The organism is Curtobacterium sp. VKM Ac-2922 (genome assembly GCF_022815645.1).
Taxonomy (GTDB): domain Bacteria; phylum Actinomycetota; class Actinomycetes; order Actinomycetales; family Microbacteriaceae; genus Curtobacterium.
The window spans coordinates 312,500-329,875 of record NZ_JALGRO010000004.1 but is presented as its reverse complement, the minus strand read 5'-3'; the positions used below and the strand labels follow the sequence as shown (position 1 = coordinate 329,875).

General features: G+C 69.3%; 15 protein-coding genes. 7 read left to right on the top strand and 8 right to left on the bottom strand.

All coding sequences use genetic code 11. The annotated features are described in order from the left end of the window. Positions 1 to 17: 17 nt before the first annotated feature. From MT346_RS07030 to sufB, 3 genes are read right to left on the bottom strand one after another with little or no spacing between them, the layout of a single operon-like run. Positions 18 to 347 carry a non-heme iron oxygenase ferredoxin subunit gene (locus MT346_RS07030; protein ID WP_243562135.1) on the bottom strand — a complete coding sequence of 110 codons (330 nt, stop codon included), beginning with the start codon at positions 345 to 347 and terminating at the stop codon, positions 18 to 20. Continuing rightward, positions 344 to 1,609 carry a Fe-S cluster assembly protein SufD gene (sufD, locus tag MT346_RS07025; RefSeq protein ID WP_243562092.1) on the bottom strand — a complete coding sequence of 422 codons (1,266 nt, stop codon included), beginning with the start codon at positions 1,607 to 1,609 and terminating at the stop codon, positions 344 to 346. The genes MT346_RS07030 and sufD overlap by 4 nt, the downstream gene beginning before the upstream one ends. Next, positions 1,610 to 3,028 (bottom strand): Fe-S cluster assembly protein SufB, encoded by a 1,419-nt coding sequence (gene sufB / locus MT346_RS07020; protein ID WP_243562091.1) that lies wholly within the window; start codon positions 3,026 to 3,028, stop codon positions 1,610 to 1,612. It abuts the gene before it with no gap. A gap of 259 nt (positions 3,029 to 3,287) precedes the next feature. On the opposite strand from sufB, the gene MT346_RS07015 reads away from it, so the two are divergent. After that, complete coding sequence (locus MT346_RS07015) at positions 3,288 to 4,262, top strand: heme A synthase (RefSeq protein ID WP_243562090.1); 975 nt, start codon at positions 3,288 to 3,290, stop codon at positions 4,260 to 4,262. A 257-nt stretch (positions 4,263 to 4,519) separates the two neighbouring features. Here MT346_RS07015 and MT346_RS07010 read toward each other — a convergent pair whose 3' ends face one another. Continuing rightward, positions 4,520 to 5,443 (bottom strand): heme o synthase, encoded by a 924-nt coding sequence (locus MT346_RS07010; RefSeq protein WP_243562089.1) that lies wholly within the window; start codon positions 5,441 to 5,443, stop codon positions 4,520 to 4,522. Between the two features lie 401 nt (positions 5,444 to 5,844). Here MT346_RS07010 and tkt point away from each other — a divergent pair, with 401 nt between their 5' ends. The 6 genes from tkt (at position 5,845) to pgl (ending at position 14,246) form a co-directional block, all read left to right on the top strand. Then, entirely contained in the window at positions 5,845 to 7,941 is a 2,097-nt protein-coding gene (gene tkt / locus MT346_RS07005; RefSeq protein WP_243562088.1) for a transketolase, read from the top strand. Between the two features lie 138 nt (positions 7,942 to 8,079). Then, positions 8,080 to 9,195 (top strand): transaldolase, encoded by a 1,116-nt coding sequence (gene tal / locus MT346_RS07000; protein ID WP_243562087.1) that lies wholly within the window; start codon positions 8,080 to 8,082, stop codon positions 9,193 to 9,195. Next, the gene (locus MT346_RS06995) at positions 9,195 to 10,862 is read left to right on the top strand and encodes a glucose-6-phosphate isomerase (protein ID WP_243562086.1); all 1,668 of its coding nucleotides are present in this window, start codon (positions 9,195 to 9,197) and stop codon (positions 10,860 to 10,862) included. Before tal ends, MT346_RS06995 begins: the two co-directional genes overlap by 1 nt. 22 nt (positions 10,863 to 10,884) lie before the next feature. After that, positions 10,885 to 12,423 (top strand): glucose-6-phosphate dehydrogenase, encoded by a 1,539-nt coding sequence (gene zwf / locus MT346_RS06990; protein WP_243562085.1) that lies wholly within the window; start codon positions 10,885 to 10,887, stop codon positions 12,421 to 12,423. Beyond that, entirely contained in the window at positions 12,420 to 13,364 is a 945-nt protein-coding gene (locus tag MT346_RS06985) for a glucose-6-phosphate dehydrogenase assembly protein OpcA (protein WP_243562084.1), read from the top strand. Before zwf ends, MT346_RS06985 begins: the two co-directional genes overlap by 4 nt. 111 nt (positions 13,365 to 13,475) lie before the next feature. After that, complete coding sequence (pgl, locus tag MT346_RS06980) at positions 13,476 to 14,246, top strand: 6-phosphogluconolactonase (protein ID WP_243562083.1); 771 nt, start codon at positions 13,476 to 13,478, stop codon at positions 14,244 to 14,246. A gap of 352 nt (positions 14,247 to 14,598) precedes the next feature. Here the strand turns inward: pgl and MT346_RS06975 are convergent, their stop codons facing one another. The 4 genes from MT346_RS06975 to pgk form a co-directional block, all read right to left on the bottom strand. After that, positions 14,599 to 14,958 carry an RNA polymerase-binding protein RbpA gene (locus MT346_RS06975; RefSeq protein ID WP_056124379.1) on the bottom strand — a complete coding sequence of 120 codons (360 nt, stop codon included), beginning with the start codon at positions 14,956 to 14,958 and terminating at the stop codon, positions 14,599 to 14,601. A 3-nt stretch (positions 14,959 to 14,961) separates the two neighbouring features. Further along, positions 14,962 to 15,213 carry a preprotein translocase subunit SecG gene (gene secG / locus MT346_RS06970; RefSeq protein ID WP_056124375.1) on the bottom strand — a complete coding sequence of 84 codons (252 nt, stop codon included), beginning with the start codon at positions 15,211 to 15,213 and terminating at the stop codon, positions 14,962 to 14,964. A 119-nt stretch (positions 15,214 to 15,332) separates the two neighbouring features. Then, positions 15,333 to 16,112: a triose-phosphate isomerase gene (gene tpiA / locus MT346_RS06965; protein WP_243562082.1), complete on the bottom strand. Its 780-nt coding sequence runs from the start codon at positions 16,110 to 16,112 to the stop codon at positions 15,333 to 15,335. A 43-nt stretch (positions 16,113 to 16,155) separates the two neighbouring features. Then, on the bottom strand, positions 16,156 to 17,373 hold the full coding sequence (gene pgk, locus MT346_RS06960; RefSeq protein WP_243562081.1) for a phosphoglycerate kinase: 1,218 nt from the start codon (positions 17,371 to 17,373) through the stop codon (positions 16,156 to 16,158). Between the last annotated feature and the right edge of the window lie 3 nt (positions 17,374 to 17,376).

Genomic DNA, 17,376 nt, shown 5'->3' with positions numbered 1-17,376 from the left:
AGTGTGGAGACCCGGTGTCAGTCGACGGGGACGGGGTCGTGCACGTCGACGTAGACCTCGCCGTCGCGGACCTCGACCCGGAAGACCGGGACGGGCTCGTACGCCGGGAAGTTCTTCGGCTTGCCGGTGGTCAGCGAGAACTGCGAGCCGTGGGCCCAGCACTCCAGCGAGTCACCCTCGACGAAGCCCTCGGCCAGCGAGATGTCCCCGTGGGTGCAGGTGTCGCCGATCGCGTGCACGGTGCCGGCCGAGTCCTTGACGATCGCGACCGCGGTGCCGTCGACGACCACGCGCATCGGGCTGTCCACCGCGATGTCAGCCTCGGCGCAGACCTTCTCGGCCATCAGGCGTCCGAGCCGTTCGTGACCGGAGCGGCCAGGACCGTGCGCCCTTCGAGCAGCTCCTGCTCGACGGCGGCGATGAGACGTTCCTCGAGCTCGGGCGCGCCGATCTTCTGGATGACCTCGACCAGGAAGCCGAGCACGACCAGACGACGGGCCTCTTCTTCCGGGATGCCACGGGCCTGCAGGTAGAACAGCTGCTCGTCGTCGAAGCGGCCCGTCGCGCTGGCGTGACCGGCACCGGCGATGTCGCCGGTCTCGATCTCGAGGTTCGGGATGCTGTCGGCGTGCGTGCCGTCGGTCAGGACCAGGTTGCGGTTCTGCTCGTACGAGTCGGTTCCGGGGGCCGTGCGACCGATCAGGACGTCGCCGATCCACACCGTGTGTGCGCCGGCGCCCTGCAGGGCGCCCTTGTAGTTGACGCGGCTGCGGGTGTTCGGTGCGTCGTGGTTCACGTACACCTGCTGCTCGATGTACTGGCCGGCGTCGGCGAAGTACACGCCGTACATCTCGGTGTCAGCACCCTGCCCGCCCAGGTGGGTCGAGGGGTTCACCCGGACGACGTCGCCGCCGAGCGAGACCACGACGTGCTTGAGGAAGGCGTCACGCCCGACCTCGGCGAAGTGCGTCGACACGTGCACGGCGTCGTCGTCCCAGTCCTGCACCGTCACGACGGTCAGGCGGGCGTTGTCGTGGACCACGACCTCGACGTTCTCGCTGAGCAGCGCCGAACCACGGTTGTCGATGACGACGATGCCCTGCGCGTTCGGCTCGGCCGTGATGACCGTGTGGGCAGCGCGGGGCTGCGTGCCGAACGCGGATCGCGTGATCGCGATCGACTCGTGCGACTCGGTGGCCTTGATCGTGACGGCGAGCACCGCGTCGCGCGCCGTCCAGGCCGCCGCGGCGGCCCGGTCCTCCGGCAGCCCAGCGGTGCCGACGCGCGAGTCGTCGCTGCGGACCCACTCGACGTCGGCGCCGTCGGTCTGCGTGGCGAGGTACGGGTACGCCGAACCGTCGAGACCGCCGGCGAGCAGCGGCTGGATCTTGTCGAGCGGCGCGAACTTCCAGTTGACCTCACGGCCGGTGACGGCGGCGTAGGCGTCGATGTCGCCGGACTGCGGGCGCTCGGAGCGCGTCTGGACGGGGACCTTGGTCGCCCAAGCGCCGTCCGAGTGCGCGCGAGCGCCGTGCTGTTCGGTACCGGCGACACCGGCGGCCGGGGCGGTCGGCTGGTCGATTCGGGGGGTGGGGGTGGAACTCGACATCTAGCCGACGGATCCTTCCATGCTCATCTCGATGAGCTTGTTGAGTTCGAGTGCGTACTCCATCGGGAGCTCGCGGGCGATCGGCTCGATGAAGCCGCGGACGATCATGGCCATCGCCTCGTCCTCGGCCATCCCGCGGGACATCAGGTAGAACAGCTGTTCCTCGCTGACGCGCGACACCGTGGCCTCGTGGCCGAGCTGGACGTCGTCCACGCGGATGTCGATCGCCGGGTACGTGTCGGACCGGCTGACTGTGTCGACGAGCAGTGCGTCACAGCGGACCGTGTTGGCCGCGTGGTGCGCGCCCGGGTCGACCCGGACCTCGCCGCGGTAGCCGGCGCGGCCACCGCCACGGGCGATCGACTTCGAGACGATCGAGGACGTCGTGTACGGCGCCATGTGGATCATCTTCGCGCCGGCGTCCTGGTGCTGGCCGGGTCCGGCGAAGGCGACCGACAGGGTCTCGCCCTTGGCGTGCTCGCCGGCCAGGTAGATGGACGGGTACTTCATCGTGACCTTGGACCCGATGTTGCCGTCGATCCACTCCATGGTCGCGCCCTCGTGCGCGATGGCGCGCTTGGTGACCAGGTTGTAGACGTTGTTCGACCAGTTCTGGATCGTCGTGTAGCGAACGCGGGCGTTCTTCTTCACGATGATCTCGACGACCGCCGAGTGCAGCGAGTCCGACTTGTAGATCGGGGCCGTGCAGCCCTCGATGTAGTGGACGTACGAGTCCTCGTCCGCGATGATCAGCGTCCGCTCGAACTGGCCCATGTTCTCGGTGTTGATCCGGAAGTACGCCTGCAGCGGGATCTCGACGTGGACGCCCTTGGGGACGTAGACGAACGAGCCGCCCGACCACACGGCCGTGTTGAGCGCAGCGAACTTGTTGTCCCCAGCAGGGATCACGGTGCCGAAGTACTCCTGGAACAGCTCGGGGTGCTCACGGAGCGCCGTGTCGGTGTCCATGAAGATGACACCCTGCTGCTCGAGGTCCTCGCGGATCTGGTGGTAGACCACCTCGGACTCGTACTGCGCGGCCACACCGGCGACCAGGCGCTGACGCTCGGCCTCGGGGATCCCGAGCTTCTCGTACGTGGCGCGGATGTCCTCGGGCAGGTCTTCCCACGACTGGGCCTGCTTCTCGGTGGAGCGCACGAAGTACTTGATGTTGTCGAAGTCGATGCCGGTCAGGTCGGCGCCCCACGTCGGCATGGGCTTGCGGCCGAACAGCGACAGGCCCTTGAGCCGGTTCTTGAGCATCCACTCGGGCTCGTTCTTGAGGTTCGAGATGTCGGTGACGACCTCGTCCGAGACACCACGGCGGGCCGAGGCTCCGGCGGAGTCCGAGTCGGACCAGCCGAACTCGTACTGGCCGAGTCCCTCGAGTTCTGGACGGTCGATGAGCACGTCGGACATGGTCTCCTCGTTTCCTTCTCGCGGCAGTTCCCTGGCGGCAACCGGCGGCTGCCGGATGCCATTCCATCGCGGACCCCCGACAGGACGGACCTGCGGTGATCACGCAGCTGCTGCCTCGCAACGTCATGGTTCCACGCAGTCCTGGGTTCCACCGGCGATCTCGGCCCATTCGGAGCCGGCGCCTGCCTAGACTTGACTGCTGCTGAACCCTCGAATCCTACAGGGCAACCGCACAGAACGACAGGAAGGCACCACCCCCGTGACTCGCGTCGCATCTGAAGCCGATCAGCACGTCCGCACCCCGTGGTGGTCACTCCCCCGGTCCGTCGACCCGCGCGTGGTCGTGCTGGCCTGGGCGTCGTTCGTTGTCGAGGTGGTCCTGATCGGCACCGGCGGGCTCGTCCGACTGACCGCCTCGGGCCTCGGATGCCCCACCTGGCCGCGCTGCACCGCCGACTCGCTCGTCTCCACACCCGAGATGGGCGTGCACGGGATCATCGAGTTCGGCAATCGTCTGCTGACGTTCGTGCTCGTCGTCGTCGCCATCGCGATGTTCCTGGCCGTCGTCCGGATGCGCCGGACGCGCCCCGAACTGTTCTGGCTGGCGTTCGCCCAGGGCGCAGCGATCCCCGTCCAGGCCGTCATCGGTGGCCTGAGCGTCCTGACGAACCTGAACCCCTACGTCGTCGGCCTGCACTTCGTCGTGTCGACGGCCCTGGTCGCCGTCACCGCGACCCTGGTCTACCGGTCGATGAACGGCCCCCGAACCGAGCGTCGCCTGGTGCCGAACTGGTACACCGGCGTCGTCCGCGGCACGATCGCCGCCACCGTCGTCACGGTCCTGCTCGGCATCCTGACGACCGGAAGCGGCCCGCACGCCGGCGCCGACGAAGCCGTCGACGGTGGTCGTCTGCACCGCACCGGCCTCGACCCGGCGGTGCTGCAGCACGTGCACGCCGTCCCCGCCTACGTCCTGTTCGCGCTCACCCTGGTGCTCGTGGTCGGTGCGGTCCGCCTGCGGCTGTCGAGCCGGTGGGCGCTCGTGCTGCTCGTCGTCGAGTTCGTCCAGATCGCGGTCGGCCTGACCCAGGCACGGACGGCCCTGCCGGTCGGGCTCGTCGGCACGCACATGGTCCTGGCCGGCCTGCTGGTCGGCGCGGTCACCGTCGTGACGCTGTCCACCCGGGCGACGGCCGGTCGCGACGCCGTCCGCGAGCCGCTCGCGCGCACCTGACGCGCGCGCCCGACGGACAGCGCGCGCCTGACGCGCGCACCTGACGGACAGGAGGCCCGGTGCCAGCTGGCACCGGGCCTCCTGTCCGTTCCGTGGCGGCACCCGGGCCGCGCCACCGAGCGCCGACCGGAACGACGCGCTGACCGGAACGACGCGCTGACCCGGAACGACAGGGACGCTGTCGGACGACGTCGCACATGTCGTACTGGGTCAGCAACGGTTCGCCGCGCCACCGAGCGCCGGAGCGCTGGAGCGCCCTAGAAGGTGAAGACCTGCGGCAGCAACGGGTCGATGCCCACGGCGATGAACAGCAGCGTCAGGTAGGTGATCGAGCTGTGGAACACGCGCATCGGGTGCACCTGCTCGACGTGCTGGATCGCACGGCTGTACAGCTTGTGCGACTCGACGACGAACCAGATGCCGCCGGCCAGCGCGACCACGGTGTACAGCGGCCCCATGTGGGCGACGGGGATCAGCAGCAGCGAGCAGACCAGGGTCGCCCAGGCGTACAGGACGACCTGCAGGCCGACGACGCTGCGGCCGCGGACGACCGCCAACATCGGCACCGACGCCGCGTCGTAGTCGTCGCGGTACTTCATCGACAGCGGCCAGTAGTGCGGCGGCGTCCACAGGAAGATCACCATGAACAGGATGACCGGCGCCCAGGTGAGCGACCCGGTGACCGCTGCCCAGCCGATCAGCACGGGCATGCACCCGGCGGACCCGCCCCAGACGATGTTCTGCGGCGTGCGGCGCTTGAGCCACAGCGTGTACACGAACACGTAGATCAGGATCGCGGCGACGCTCAGGGCCGCGGCGAGCCAGTTGACCAGGAAGCCGAGCACGGCCGTCGAGCCGATCGCCAGGATCCACGAGAAGACCAGCGCCTGCCGGTCGGTGAGTTCACCGGTGACGAGCGGCCGGGCGCTCGTGCGCTTCATCAGGCGGTCGATGTCGCGGTCGATGTAGCAGTTGAACGCCGAGGCGGACCCGGCGGACATCGCGCCGCCCAGCAGCGTCCAGAAGACCAGCCACAGGTCCGGGACCCCGCGCTGTGCGAGGAACATCGTCGGCGCCGTGGTCACGAGCAGCAGCTCCATGACCCGCGGCTTCGTCAGCGAGACGTACGCTCGGACCTTGCGGGACAGGGTCGAGCGACGACCGGTGTCGGGCCTGGTCACGGTGGCAGTCGGCAAGGGGACCTTCAGTCTGTTCGCGTCAGCTCGCACACTCGGTGGACGTCGCCGTCGGCGTCCGGGCATGCGCTGACCCGGAATGCTCACGGGTCGAGACCAGTTTACGTGATGGAAGCGCCGCGATGATGCCCGCTCCTCCCGACACGCCCGGTACGGCCCCCGCTGAGGCCACTTCACGTGAACTTCCGGCGTCACCTGGGGACCTTCTGTGTGGCAGTTCACTATGCTGGTGGGGCCTCCCGCAGTGTGCCCCGATGACGCCGGCCGCTCCACGAGCCGGTCGGCCGCCGTTGACCGGCGACCACGCCAGGGCCCCGGGTGGCAACCATGTCCGTGCGATGGCACGAGCCCTCGCACATGTCGCATCAAGAAGGGTCAACATCCAAGTGGCTGAATTCACCTGGGACGCCATCGACAAGAAGGCCGTCGACACGGCCCGTGTGCTCGCTGCCGATTCGGTCGAGGCCGCCGGCAACGGTCACCCCGGCACCGCGATGAGCCTCGCCCCGCTCGCCCACCTGCTCTTCCAGAAGGTGATGCGCCGCGACCCGAGCGACTCCACCTGGATCGGCCGTGACCGCTTCATCCTGTCTGCGGGCCACGCCTCGATCCTGCAGTACGTGCAGTTCTACCTCGGCGGCTACGGCCTCGAGCTCGACGACCTGCAGCACCTGCGCAAGTGGGGCTCGAAGACCCCGGGTCACCCGGAGTACGGCCACACCGACGGCGTCGAGATCACGACCGGCCCGCTCGGCCAGGGCCTGGCCTCGTCAGTCGGCTTCGCCTACGCACAGCGCTTCGAGCGCGGCCTGTTCGACCCGGAGACCCCCGCTGGTCAGTCCGCGTTCGACCACTTCACCTACGTGATCGCCGGCGACGGCGACATGCAGGAGGGCATCACGAACGAAGCCGGCTCGCTCGCTGGTCGCCAGCAGCTGGGCAACCTCATCGCGTTCTACGACTCGAACCAGATCTCGATCGAGGACAACACCGACATCGCGTTCTCGGAGAGCGTCCCCGAGCGCTACGAGGCCCTCGGCTGGCACGTCCAGATCGTCGACTGGAAGAAGACCGGCGAGTACCACGAGGACGTCGAAGCGCTGTACGCGGCGATCGAGGCCGCCAAGCAGGTCACCGACAAGCCGTCGCTCATCGTCCTCAAGACGATCATCGGCTGGCCGTCGCCGACCAAGCAGAACTCCGGCAAGATCCACGGTTCGGCGCTCGGCGCCGACGAGATCAAGGGTCTCAAGGAAGTCCTCGGCTTCGACACCGACAAGACCTTCGACGTCGACCCCGAGGTGCTCGAGTACACCCGCGGCGCCGTCGCCAAGGGCAAGGCGCAGCACGCCGAGTGGCAGAAGACCTTCGACGCGTGGGCCGCGGCCAACGCCGACAAGAAGGCCCTGTTCGACCGCATGCAGGCCAAGGAGCTCCCCGAGGGCCTCGAGGCAGCGCTGCCGGTGTTCTCCACCGAGAAGGCCGTCTCGACCCGTGCCGCCTCGGGCAAGGTCATCAACGCCATCGCGCCGCTGATGCCCGAGTTCTGGGGTGGTTCCGCCGACCTTGCCGAGTCGAACCTGACCACGATCGAGGGCGCCAAGTCCTTCGGTCCGGCCGAGGCCTCGACGTCGACGTGGAGCACCGACCCGTTCGGCCGCGTGCTGCACTTCGGCATCCGCGAGCACGCCATGGGCGCGATCCTCAACGGGATCGTCCTGCACGGCAACACCCGCCCCTTCGGTGGCACCTTCCTGATCTTCAGCGACTACATGCGTCCGGCGGTCCGTCTCGCCGCACTCATGAAGGCGCCGGCGGTCTACGTGTGGACGCACGACTCCATCGCCCTGGGCGAGGACGGCCCCACGCACCAGCCGGTGGAGCAGCTGACCGCACTCCGCGCGATCCCGGGTCTCGACGTCGTCCGTCCGGCCGACGCCAACGAGGTCGCGAACGCGTGGCTGACGGTCCTGTCGCACACCGACCGCCCGGCCGGTCTGGCGCTCAGCCGCCAGAACCTCCCGGTGTTCGAGCGTGGCGAGGGCGACGCCTCGGGTGAGACCCTCGCGTCCGCCAAGAACGTCGCGAAGGGCGCGTACGTGCTCGCCGAGGCGCCGAACGGCACCCCGGACGTCATCCTCATCGGCTCCGGCTCCGAGGTGCAGATCGCGATCGACGCCCGCGAGCAGCTCAAGGGCGAGGGCATCAACGCCCGCGTCGTGTCCGCGCCGTCGCTCGAGTGGTTCTTCGAGCAGGACGAGGCCTACCGCGAGTCGGTCCTGCCGTCCTCGATCAAGGCCCGCGTGTCGGTCGAGGCCGGCATCGGCATGAGCTGGCGCGACATCGTCGGCGACGCCGGTCGCAGCGTCTCGATCGAGCACTTCGGTGCCTCGGCGGACTACCAGACGCTGTACAACGAGTTCGGCTTCACCACCGAGCACGTCGTCGCAGCCGCGAAGGAAACCATCGCAGCAGCATCCTGAGTCTTTAGGGCCGGGTCCGGTACGCGGACCCGGCCCTCCCGCACGGGAGGCCCCACCCGGCTCCGCCGGTCGCCTCCCGTCACCAGGGGCTCGCCCCCGAAGACCCCGACATCACGTCGACGAAAGAAGAGAAACACCATGGCTGACACCACCCCCACCGCCGAGCTCTCCGCCACCGGCGTGAGCATCTGGCTCGACGACCTGTCCCGCGAGCTCCTCGAGACCGGTCGTCTCGAAGAACTCATCGCGACCCGCAACGTCGTCGGTGTGACCACCAACCCGACGATCTTCGCGTCGGCCCTCGCCAAGGGCGAGCGCTACGACGCCCAGGTCAAGGAGCTCGCAGCCGCGGGCACCGAGGTCACCGACGCGATCTTCGAGATCACCACGCAGGACGTCGCGAACGCCTCCGACGTCTTCAAGCCGATCTACGACGACACCAAGGGCTTCGACGGCCGCGTGTCGATCGAGGTCGAGCCGGGCCTGGCGCACGAGACCGCCAAGACCATCGAGCAGGCCAAGTTCCTGTTCGAGAAGGTCGGTCGCGAGAACGTCCTGATCAAGATCCCCGCGACGCTCGAGGGCCTCGAGGCCATCACCGAGGTCATCGGCGCCGGCATCTCGGTCAACGTCACCCTGATCTTCTCGCTCGAGCGCTACCGCGCCGTCATCGACGCGTACCTGGGTGGTCTCGAGAAGGCCAAGGCCGCCGGCCACGACCTGTCGAAGATCCACTCGGTCGCCTCGTTCTTCGTGTCGCGCGTCGACTCCGAGATCGACAAGCGTCTGGACGCCGTCGGCACCGACGAGGCCAAGGCCCTGAAGTCGAAGGCCGGCATCGCCAACGCGCAGCTCGCCTACCAGGTCTGGACCCAGGCCTTCGCCTCGGAGCGCGCCCTCGGCCTGCTCGAGGCCGGAGCGAACACGCAGCGTCCGCTCTGGGCCTCGACCGGCGTCAAGGACCCGTCGCTGCCCGACACCCTGTACGTGACCGAGCTGGCCGCGCCGAACACCGTCAACACGATGCCGGGCAAGACCCTCGAGGCCACGTTCGACCACGGCGAGATCCACGGCGACGCGATCGCGGGCCAGTACGACGCCGCGGACCAGGTCATGGACCAGCTCGCCGCGCAGGGCATCGACTACGACGACGTCGTGGCGCTCCTCGAGCGGGAAGGCGTCGACAAGTTCAACGTCTCCTGGGGTGAGCTCGTCGACACCGTGAAGACGGCCCTCGAGAACGCCAAGAACTAGTGACCGTCTCCATCGCCGCCAGCGGTGACGCGGCGCGGGCCATCGAACAGGTGGTCCCGCGCCTCGTCACCGATCTGGTGGCGTCGGGCATCACCGCCCAGACCGGCGACCTGTGGGGCCCGTCAGCGGAGACCGAGGCCGCCTCGCGCCTCGGATGGGTCGAAGCGGTCGCGGTCTCGCGGCCGCTCGTCCCCCGAATCGTCGAACTGCGCGACCAGCTGCTGGCCGAGGGGATCGACCACGTCGTCCTCGCCGGCATGGGCGGCTCGTCGCTCGCGCCCGAGGTCATCGCGCGCACCGCCGGCGTCCCGCTGACGGTGCTCGACTCGACGGATCCCGCGCAGGTCACCGCGGCCGTCACCGACCGCCTCGAGCGCACCGTGCTCGTCGTGTCGTCGAAGTCCGGCTCGACACTCGAGACCGACTCCCAGCGCCGCGCCTACGAGCAGGCGTTCACCGACGCCGGCATCGACCCGACCGGACGCATCGTCGTCGTCACCGACCCGGGCTCCCCGCTCGAGGCCGCAGCGACCGACGCCGGCTACCGGGTGTTCACCGCCGACCCCACGGTCGGTGGGCGCTACTCGGCGCTGACGGCGTTCGGCCTGGTGCCCGCCGGCCTGGCCGGTGCGGACATCGCCGAGCTGCTCGACGAGGCCGACGCCATCTCCGCGCTGCTGGCGGTCGACATCGACGAGAACCCCGGGCTCGTGCTCGGTGCGGTCCTCGCCGGCACCGATCCGCTGCGGTCGACGATCGGCATCGTCGCGGACGGCACCCACATCATCGGGTTCGCCGACTGGGCCGAGCAGCTGATCGCCGAGTCCACGGGCAAGTCCGGACGGGGTCTGCTCCCCGTCGTGCTCGACACGGACGCGCCCGAGGTCACGATGGGCCTGCCCGACGTGCAGATCGTCCGTCTGGTCGGCTCCCGCGACGAAGAACGTCACGTCGCCCAGGGCGAGGTCGAGATCACCGGCACGCTCGGTGGCCAGTTCCTGGTGTGGGAGTACGCCGTGGCCGTCGCCGGGCGCCTGCTCGGGATCGACCCGTTCGACCAGCCCGACGTCGAGGCCGCCAAGGTCGCGACCCGCGCACTGCTCGACAACGACAACGACACCGACACCGACACCGACACCGACGGTGCCGCCGACGGCGGCCAGCCGTCGTCCGCGGCGACCGCAGCGGACTTCGGTGACGGTGCCATCGCCGTGCGTGCCGTCGGTCTCGATGCCGGCAGCAGCGTCGACCAGGCCGTGTCGAGCCTCCTGGCCGCGCTGGGTGACGACGGCTACGTCGCCATCCAGGCCTACGTCGACCGCAACGTGAACCGCGAACTCGCGGTCCTGCGTGACGTCGTCGCCGAGCACGTCCGCCGCCCCGTCACGTTCGGCTGGGGCCCGCGCTTCCTGCACTCCACCGGCCAGTACCACAAGGGCGGACCCGCGACGGGGGTGTTCCTGCAGATCCTCGCCGACGACGCAGGCGACCTGCCGATCCCCGGCCGGCCCTTCACGTTCGGCCAGCTCATCCGGGCCCAGGCAGCCGGGGACGCCAGCGTCCTCGCGCAGCACGGCCGCCCGGTGCTGACCCTGTCGTCCGGGGACCTCCCCGCCCTGGCAGACGTCATCACCGCCGCGGTCCAGGGCCGCTCACGCACTTCCTGACACCAAAGGAGTTCACCGACACATGTCACCGGTGGCGATCACCCCGGAGCACAACCCGCTCCGGATGCCCACGGACCGTCGACTGAACCGCATCGCGGGTCCCAGCACCCTCATCATCTTCGGCGTGACGGGCGACCTGTCCCGCAAGAAGCTGATGCCCGCGGTCTACGACCTGGCGAACCGGGGGCTCCTGCCGCCCGGGTTCGCACTGGTCGGGTTCGCTCGACGCGACTGGGAGGACCAGGACTTCTCCCAGCTCGTCCACGACGCGGTCAAGGAGCACTCCCGGACCCCCTTCGACGAGGACGTCTGGCGGCAGCTCGAACAGGGCATCCGCTTCGTCCAGGGGTCGTTCGACGACCCGGACGCGTTCGTCCAGCTCAAGGAGACCGTCGATGCGCTCGACGCCGAACGGGGAACGCTCGGCAACCACGCGTTCTACCTGTCCATCCCGCCCAAGATGTTCCCGGTCGTCACCGAGCAGCTGAAGCTGTCCGGACTGACCCAGAAGGCCGAGGGTTCGTGGAGCCGCGTCGTCGTCGAGAAGCCCTTCGGGTCCGACCTGCGCACGGCACGCGAACTGAACGCCATCGTCGAGAGCGTCTTCGCACCCGACGACGTGTTCCGCATCGACCACTACCTGGGCAAGGAGACGGTCCAGAACCTGCTGACGCTGCGCTTCGCGAACCAGATGTACGAACCCATCTGGAACTCGAACTACGTCGACCACGTGCAGATCACGATGGCCGAGGACATCGGCGTCGCGGGACGTGCCGCGTACTACGACGGCATCGGCGCAGCGCGCGACGTCATCCAGAACCACCTGCTGCAGCTCCTCGCGCTCACCGCGATGGAAGAACCCGTCTCGTTCAAGGCCGGACACCTGCGTGCCGAGAAGGAGAAGGTGCTGTCGGCGGTCGAGCTGCCAGCCGACCTCAGCACGGCGACCGCCCGCGGGCAGTACGCCGGTGGCTGGCAGGGCGGCGAGAAGGTGCTCGGGTTCCTCGAGGAAGCCGGGATGAACCCGGAGTCCACCACCGAGACCTTCGCCGCGATCAAGCTCAACATCGCCACCCGCCGCTGGCAGGGCGTCCCGTTCTACCTGCGGGCCGGCAAGCGACTGGGCCGCCGCGTGACCGAGATCGCGATCGTGTTCAAGCGCGTCCCCGAGGACGTCTTCGGCATCCCGCAGTCGCCGCTCGGGCAGAACGCGCTCGTCATCCGCGTCCAGCCGGACGAGGGCGTCACGCTCCGCTTCGGCTCGAAGGTCCCGGGCGTCGGCACGCAGGTGCGCGACGTGACGATGGACTTCGGCTACGGCCACGCGTTCACCGAGGCCTCCCCCGAGGCGTACGAGCGACTCATCCTCGACGTGCTCCTCGGTGACCCGCCGCTGTTCCCGCGGCACCAGGAGGTCGAGCTCTCGTGGAAGATCCTCGACCCCATCGAGGAGTTCTGGGCCACGCAGGGCCAGCCCGAGCAGTACCGTCCGGGAACGTGGGGTCCGGCTGCGGCCGACGACCTGCTCGCCCGCGACGGCCGGACCTGGAGACGTCCATGAAGATCGACCTGCCGAACACCACGGTCTCGAAGATCCAGAAGACCCTGGTCCACATCCGCGAAGAGGGCGGCGCGGTCGCACTCGGCCGCGTGCTGACGCTCATCATCTCGACGGCCCTCGGCCACGAGGAAGAGGCGATCGCGGCGGCGAACGAAGCGTCCCGCGAGCACCCCATGCGCGTGATCATCGTGTCGAAGAACGACGGGGACATCGCGTCGCCGGGTCGGCTCGACGCGCAGATCCGCGTCGGGAGCGATGCCGGCGCCAGCGAGGTCATCGTCCTGCGCGCGTACGGCGAGACCGCCACCGACGAGGAGAGCCTGGTCACCGGCCTGCTGCTCCCCGACGCACCGGTCATCGCCTGGTGGCCCGGCATCGCACCGCCGAAGCCGGCCGAGTCGTCGCTGGGTCGCATCGCCCAGCGTCGCATCACCGACGCGGCCACGCAGAAGGACCCGAGCGCGGCGATCACGGCGCTGGCCGAGTCGTACGTGCCCGGGGACACCGACTTCGCGTGGACCCGGCTGACGCTCTGGCGCAACCAGCTCGCCGCGGCGCTCGACCAGCCGCCGTACGAGCCGGTCACCGGTGTCCAGGTCTCCGGCGCGAGCGACAGCCCGTCGACGATCCTGCTCGCCGCATGGCTGCAGCTGCGACTCCAGGTGCCGGTCGAGGTCGTCACCTCGCCCCGTGCCACCGGGTCGAGCGGCATCCACGGTGTGTCCCTCGTGCGCGAGTCCGGAACGATCGAACTCGAGCGCTCGCTGGTCGACGTGGCGACCCTGTCGATGCCCGGACAGCCGGTGCACGACCTGTCGTTGCCACGCCGCAACCTGCGTGACTGTCTCGCAGAGGAACTCCGTAGACTCGACCCGGACGTCCTCTTCGGAGACGTCGTCAAGCACGGGGTCGCCCAGCTCCGCGAGTCCATCGCCAACTGAGCACCCACTCGGTCGGGTCCACCGTCCACGGTCCACCACGGACCGGCGACGCGGGCCCGACCGGACCGAAGGCGGTCCGCCACGGCCCGCCGACCTGAACACGGGAGTCACGTGACCAACGAACGGCGGGTGCTGGTGCACCCGGACAAGCAGGCCCTCGGCGCGTCCGTCGCCGCACGCTTCATCACGAAGATCATCGACGTGCTGGACGAGCAGGAGCGCGCGGACATCGCCATCAGCGGTGGCTCGGTGTCGACGCTCGTCCTCGCGGCGATCGGCCAGTCCCAGGCGCGTGAGAGCGTCGACTGGTCGAAGGTGCACGTGTGGTGGGTCGACGAGCGCTGGGCTCCCGAGGGCGACGCGGACCGCAACGTCACGGGCACGCAGGCCGACTTCTTCGACCGTGTCGGGATCCCGTCGGAGAACATCCACCCGATCGCGGCCTCGGACGCCGGGCTCACCATCGACCAGGCAGCCGAACAGTACGAGCGCGAGCTGCAGGCCGCCGCACCGGACTCCGCCGTCGCGCCGAAGTTCGACATCACGCTGCTCGGCGTCGGCCCGGACGGTCACACCGCCTCGCTCTTCCCGGAGTTCCCGCAGCTGACGATCAAGGACCGCACCGTCGTGCCGGTCGACGACTCCCCCAAGCCACCGCCGCAGCGCCTGACCCTGACCTACCCGGCGATCAACGCGTCGCAGCGGGTCTGGGTCATCCTGTCCGGCGCCGAGAAGGCTTCGGTCCTCGGGCTCGCCCTGGCGGGCGCTTCGGTGGACGAGGTCCCCGTCGGCGGGGTGCAGGGCCGCAAGCGCACCGTGTTCTTCGTGGACCAGGAAGCCGCACGCGACGTGCCGGAGAACCTGATCGCGTCCCCGTACTGACGCTCTGACGCTCTGACGCTCTGTTGTCCAGACGCTCCTGACGGGAGGCACGGTGCCAGCTGGCACCGCGCCTCCCGTCGTTCTGTGCTCGCGGTCCCACGCAGCGCGCGCCGTCCGAGTGGTCGCGACACCCCGTCGGTTTCACCCCGAGTGGTCACAACCCGTCGTCCGGACGCTCGTCCACCGACGGATGGCGACCGGTCGGCGGACGTGAGCGGGGTGTTGTGACCAGTCGGCGCCGCCGACGTCACGCCCACGCCCACGCCCACGCCCTCGCCCTCGCCCACGCCGAGTCCATCGGCAACGACGAAGCCCCCGCACCGGAGTGCGGAGGCCTTCGTGACGTTCGGTGCTACTTCGCGGTACCGCGGCGCTGCCGGAGCTGCTGCAGCGCGTCTTCGAGGAGCTGCGCGGCTTCTTCTTCGGTGCGACGTTCCTTGACGTACGCCAAGTGGGTCTTGTAGGGCTCGGTCTTCGTGACCTGCGGAGGGTTCTCCTTGTCACGGCCCGCCGGCAGCCCGGTGGACGGCGAGTCGACCGTCTCGGGGATCTCGTCGTCGGGGAGGTTGGCGGCGAAGTACCGCACGACCTCGTTGCCCAACGCGTCCCAGTACGAGATCGCGACGCGCTCGGCCTGGACCCCGCGGTCCTGCTCCCCCATGGGGCCCGCGCCGACGCGCGACCCCCGGATTGCGCTGCCTCCTGATGCCATGGCTCAGCTCCCCGCTGTGAACTTGTTGATGAGACCGAGCACGATGATGCTCACGATCCAGAGCAGACCGAGGATCACGGTGATCCGGTTCAGGTTGCGCTCGGCCACGCCGGACGCCCCGAGGTTGCTCGTCACACCGCCACCGAACATGTCGGAGAGGCCGCCACCGCGGCCCTTGTGCAGGAGGATGAGGAGCGTGAGCAGGAGGCTCGTGATTGCGAGCAGGACCTGCAGCACGACGGAGAGTATCGCCACGACGTACCTTTCGTGTCAGTCAGCCATGCAAGTGTACCGGGCCACCGGAGCGGCCGGGTCACCGGCACGGGCGTGGCTCGGGCCGGCCACGTCGACGCGGCCGGCCCGAGCGGGATGGATCAGAGTCCGACGTGCTGGCGGAAGCGCGCGATCGCCGCGAACTCCTGCACGTCGAGGGACGCCCCACCGACCAGGGCACCGTCGACATCGGGTTCACGGAGGAAGCCCGCGATGTTGCCCGACTTGACCGAGCCGCCGTACAGCACACGGGTGGCCGCAGCGAGGTCCTCGCCCCAGGTGGCGGCGATGCCACGACGGATCGCGGCGCACTCGTCCTGGGCCTGTTCGGCGGACGCAGCCTGGCCGGAACCGATGGCCCACACGGGCTCGTACGCGACGACGATCTCGGACGGCTGCACGGCGTCGAGGACGACCTGCAGCTGCTCGACCGCGACCACACCGGCACCGCGCTCTTCGCGCTGCTCGCCGGTCTCGCCGACGCAGACGACCGGGACGACGCCGTGCTTGACGGCAGCTGCCGTCTTCGCAGCGACGACCTCGTCCGTCTCACCGTGCATGGTGCGACGTTCGGAGTGTCCGACGATCACGTAGGCGGCATCGAGCGCCGCCAGGAACGAACCGGACACGTCACCGGTGTAAGCGCCGGAGTCGAACTGCGACAGGTCCTGGGCGCCGAAGCGGATCGGGAGCTTGTCGGCCGAGATGAGCGTCTGGACGCTGCGCAGGTCGGTGAAGGGCGGGAACACCGCGACTTCGACGTCGTCGAAGTCGTGACGGGCGTCCTTCAGCGTCCAGGCGAGCTTCTGCACGGTCGCGATGGCCTGCAGATGATCCAAGTTCATCTTCCAGTTACCGGCGATGAGCGGGACGCGATTCATGCTGCGCCCTCCGCAGAGTTACCGGCGATGAGCGGTGTGCGGGTCATCGTGTCCATCCGAGTGCTTCGAGACCGGGCAGCGACTTGCCCTCGAGGAACTCGAGGCTGGCGCCACCACCGGTCGAGATGTGGCCGAACTGATCGTCCGAGAACCCGAGCGACCGGACGGCTGCAGCAGAGTCGCCGCCACCGACCACGCCGAGGCCGTCGACTTCGGTGAGGGCCTGCGCGACGGTCTTCGTGCCGGCAGCGAAGGCCGGGAACTCGAACACGCCCATCGGCCCGTTCCAGAACACGGTCTTCGACCCCGAGACAGCGGACGCGAAGCGCGCTGCGGTGTCGGGTCCGATGTCGAGCCCGATGCCGTCGGTACCGAAGGACGACGACTCGATGGCGTCGGCCGCGACCGTCTCGTGGTCGGCGTCGGCCGCGAACCCGGAGGCCACGACCACATCGGTCGGCAGGTCGATCGTCACGCCGAGCTCGTCCGCCCGCGAGAGGTACTCGCGGACGACGTCGAGCTGGTCCTGCTCGAGCAGGGACTTGGCCACGCCGTGCCCCTGCGCAGCAAGGAAGGTGAACAGCATGCCTCCACCGATGCAGAGCGTGTCGACCTGCGGGAGCAGGTGGTCGATCACGCCGAGCTTGTCACTGACCTTCGACCCACCGAGCACCACCGTGTAGGGGCGCTCGGACGTCGAGGTCAGCCGCTCGAGGACACGCAGCTCGGTCTCGATGAGCTCGCCGGCCGCCGAGGGCAGCACGGAGGCGAGTTCGTAGACCGAGGCCTGCTTGCGGTGCACCACCCCGAACCCGTCCGACACGAACGCGTCCGCCATCGCGGCGATCCGCTCGGCGAAGGCCTGACGCTCAGCGACGTCCTTCGAGGTCTCCTCCGGGTTGAAGCGGAGGTTCTCGAGCAGCAGGACGTCACCGTCCCCAAGGTCGCCGGCGGCCGCCGAGGCGAGGTCACCGACGGTCTCGTCGACGAACTCGACCGGCTTGCCGAGCAGCTCCGACAGCCGCTGCCCCACCGGGGCGAGCGAGTACTGCGGGTCCGGCGTACCGTCCGGTCGACCGAGGTGCGAGACCACGATGACACGGGCACCAGCGTTGATGAGGGTGTTCAGCGTGCCGAGCGACGCGCGCACGCGACCGTCGTCGGTGATGACCCCGTCCTTGAGCGGGACGTTGAGGTCACACCGGACGACGACGCGCTTGCCGGCGAGGTCGCCGAGGTCGCCGAGGGTTCGGAGGCTCATGTG

Coding starts and splice junctions, on each gene's coding strand:
- pgk (WP_243562081.1), bottom strand. CDS start 17,373: ATGAGCCTCCGAACCCTCGGCGACCTCGGCGACCTCGCCGGCAAGCGC.
- MT346_RS06975 (WP_056124379.1), bottom strand. CDS start 14,958: ATGGCATCAGGAGGCAGCGCAATCCGGGGGTCGCGCGTCGGCGCGGGC.
- MT346_RS06985 (WP_243562084.1), top strand. CDS start 12,420: ATGAAGATCGACCTGCCGAACACCACGGTCTCGAAGATCCAGAAGACC.
- sufB (WP_243562091.1), bottom strand. CDS start 3,028: ATGTCCGACGTGCTCATCGACCGTCCAGAACTCGAGGGACTCGGCCAG.
- zwf (WP_243562085.1), top strand. CDS start 10,885: ATGTCACCGGTGGCGATCACCCCGGAGCACAACCCGCTCCGGATGCCC.
- tpiA (WP_243562082.1), bottom strand. CDS start 16,112: ATGAATCGCGTCCCGCTCATCGCCGGTAACTGGAAGATGAACTTGGAT.
- tal (WP_243562087.1), top strand. CDS start 8,080: ATGGCTGACACCACCCCCACCGCCGAGCTCTCCGCCACCGGCGTGAGC.
- sufD (WP_243562092.1), bottom strand. CDS start 1,609: ATGTCGAGTTCCACCCCCACCCCCCGAATCGACCAGCCGACCGCCCCG.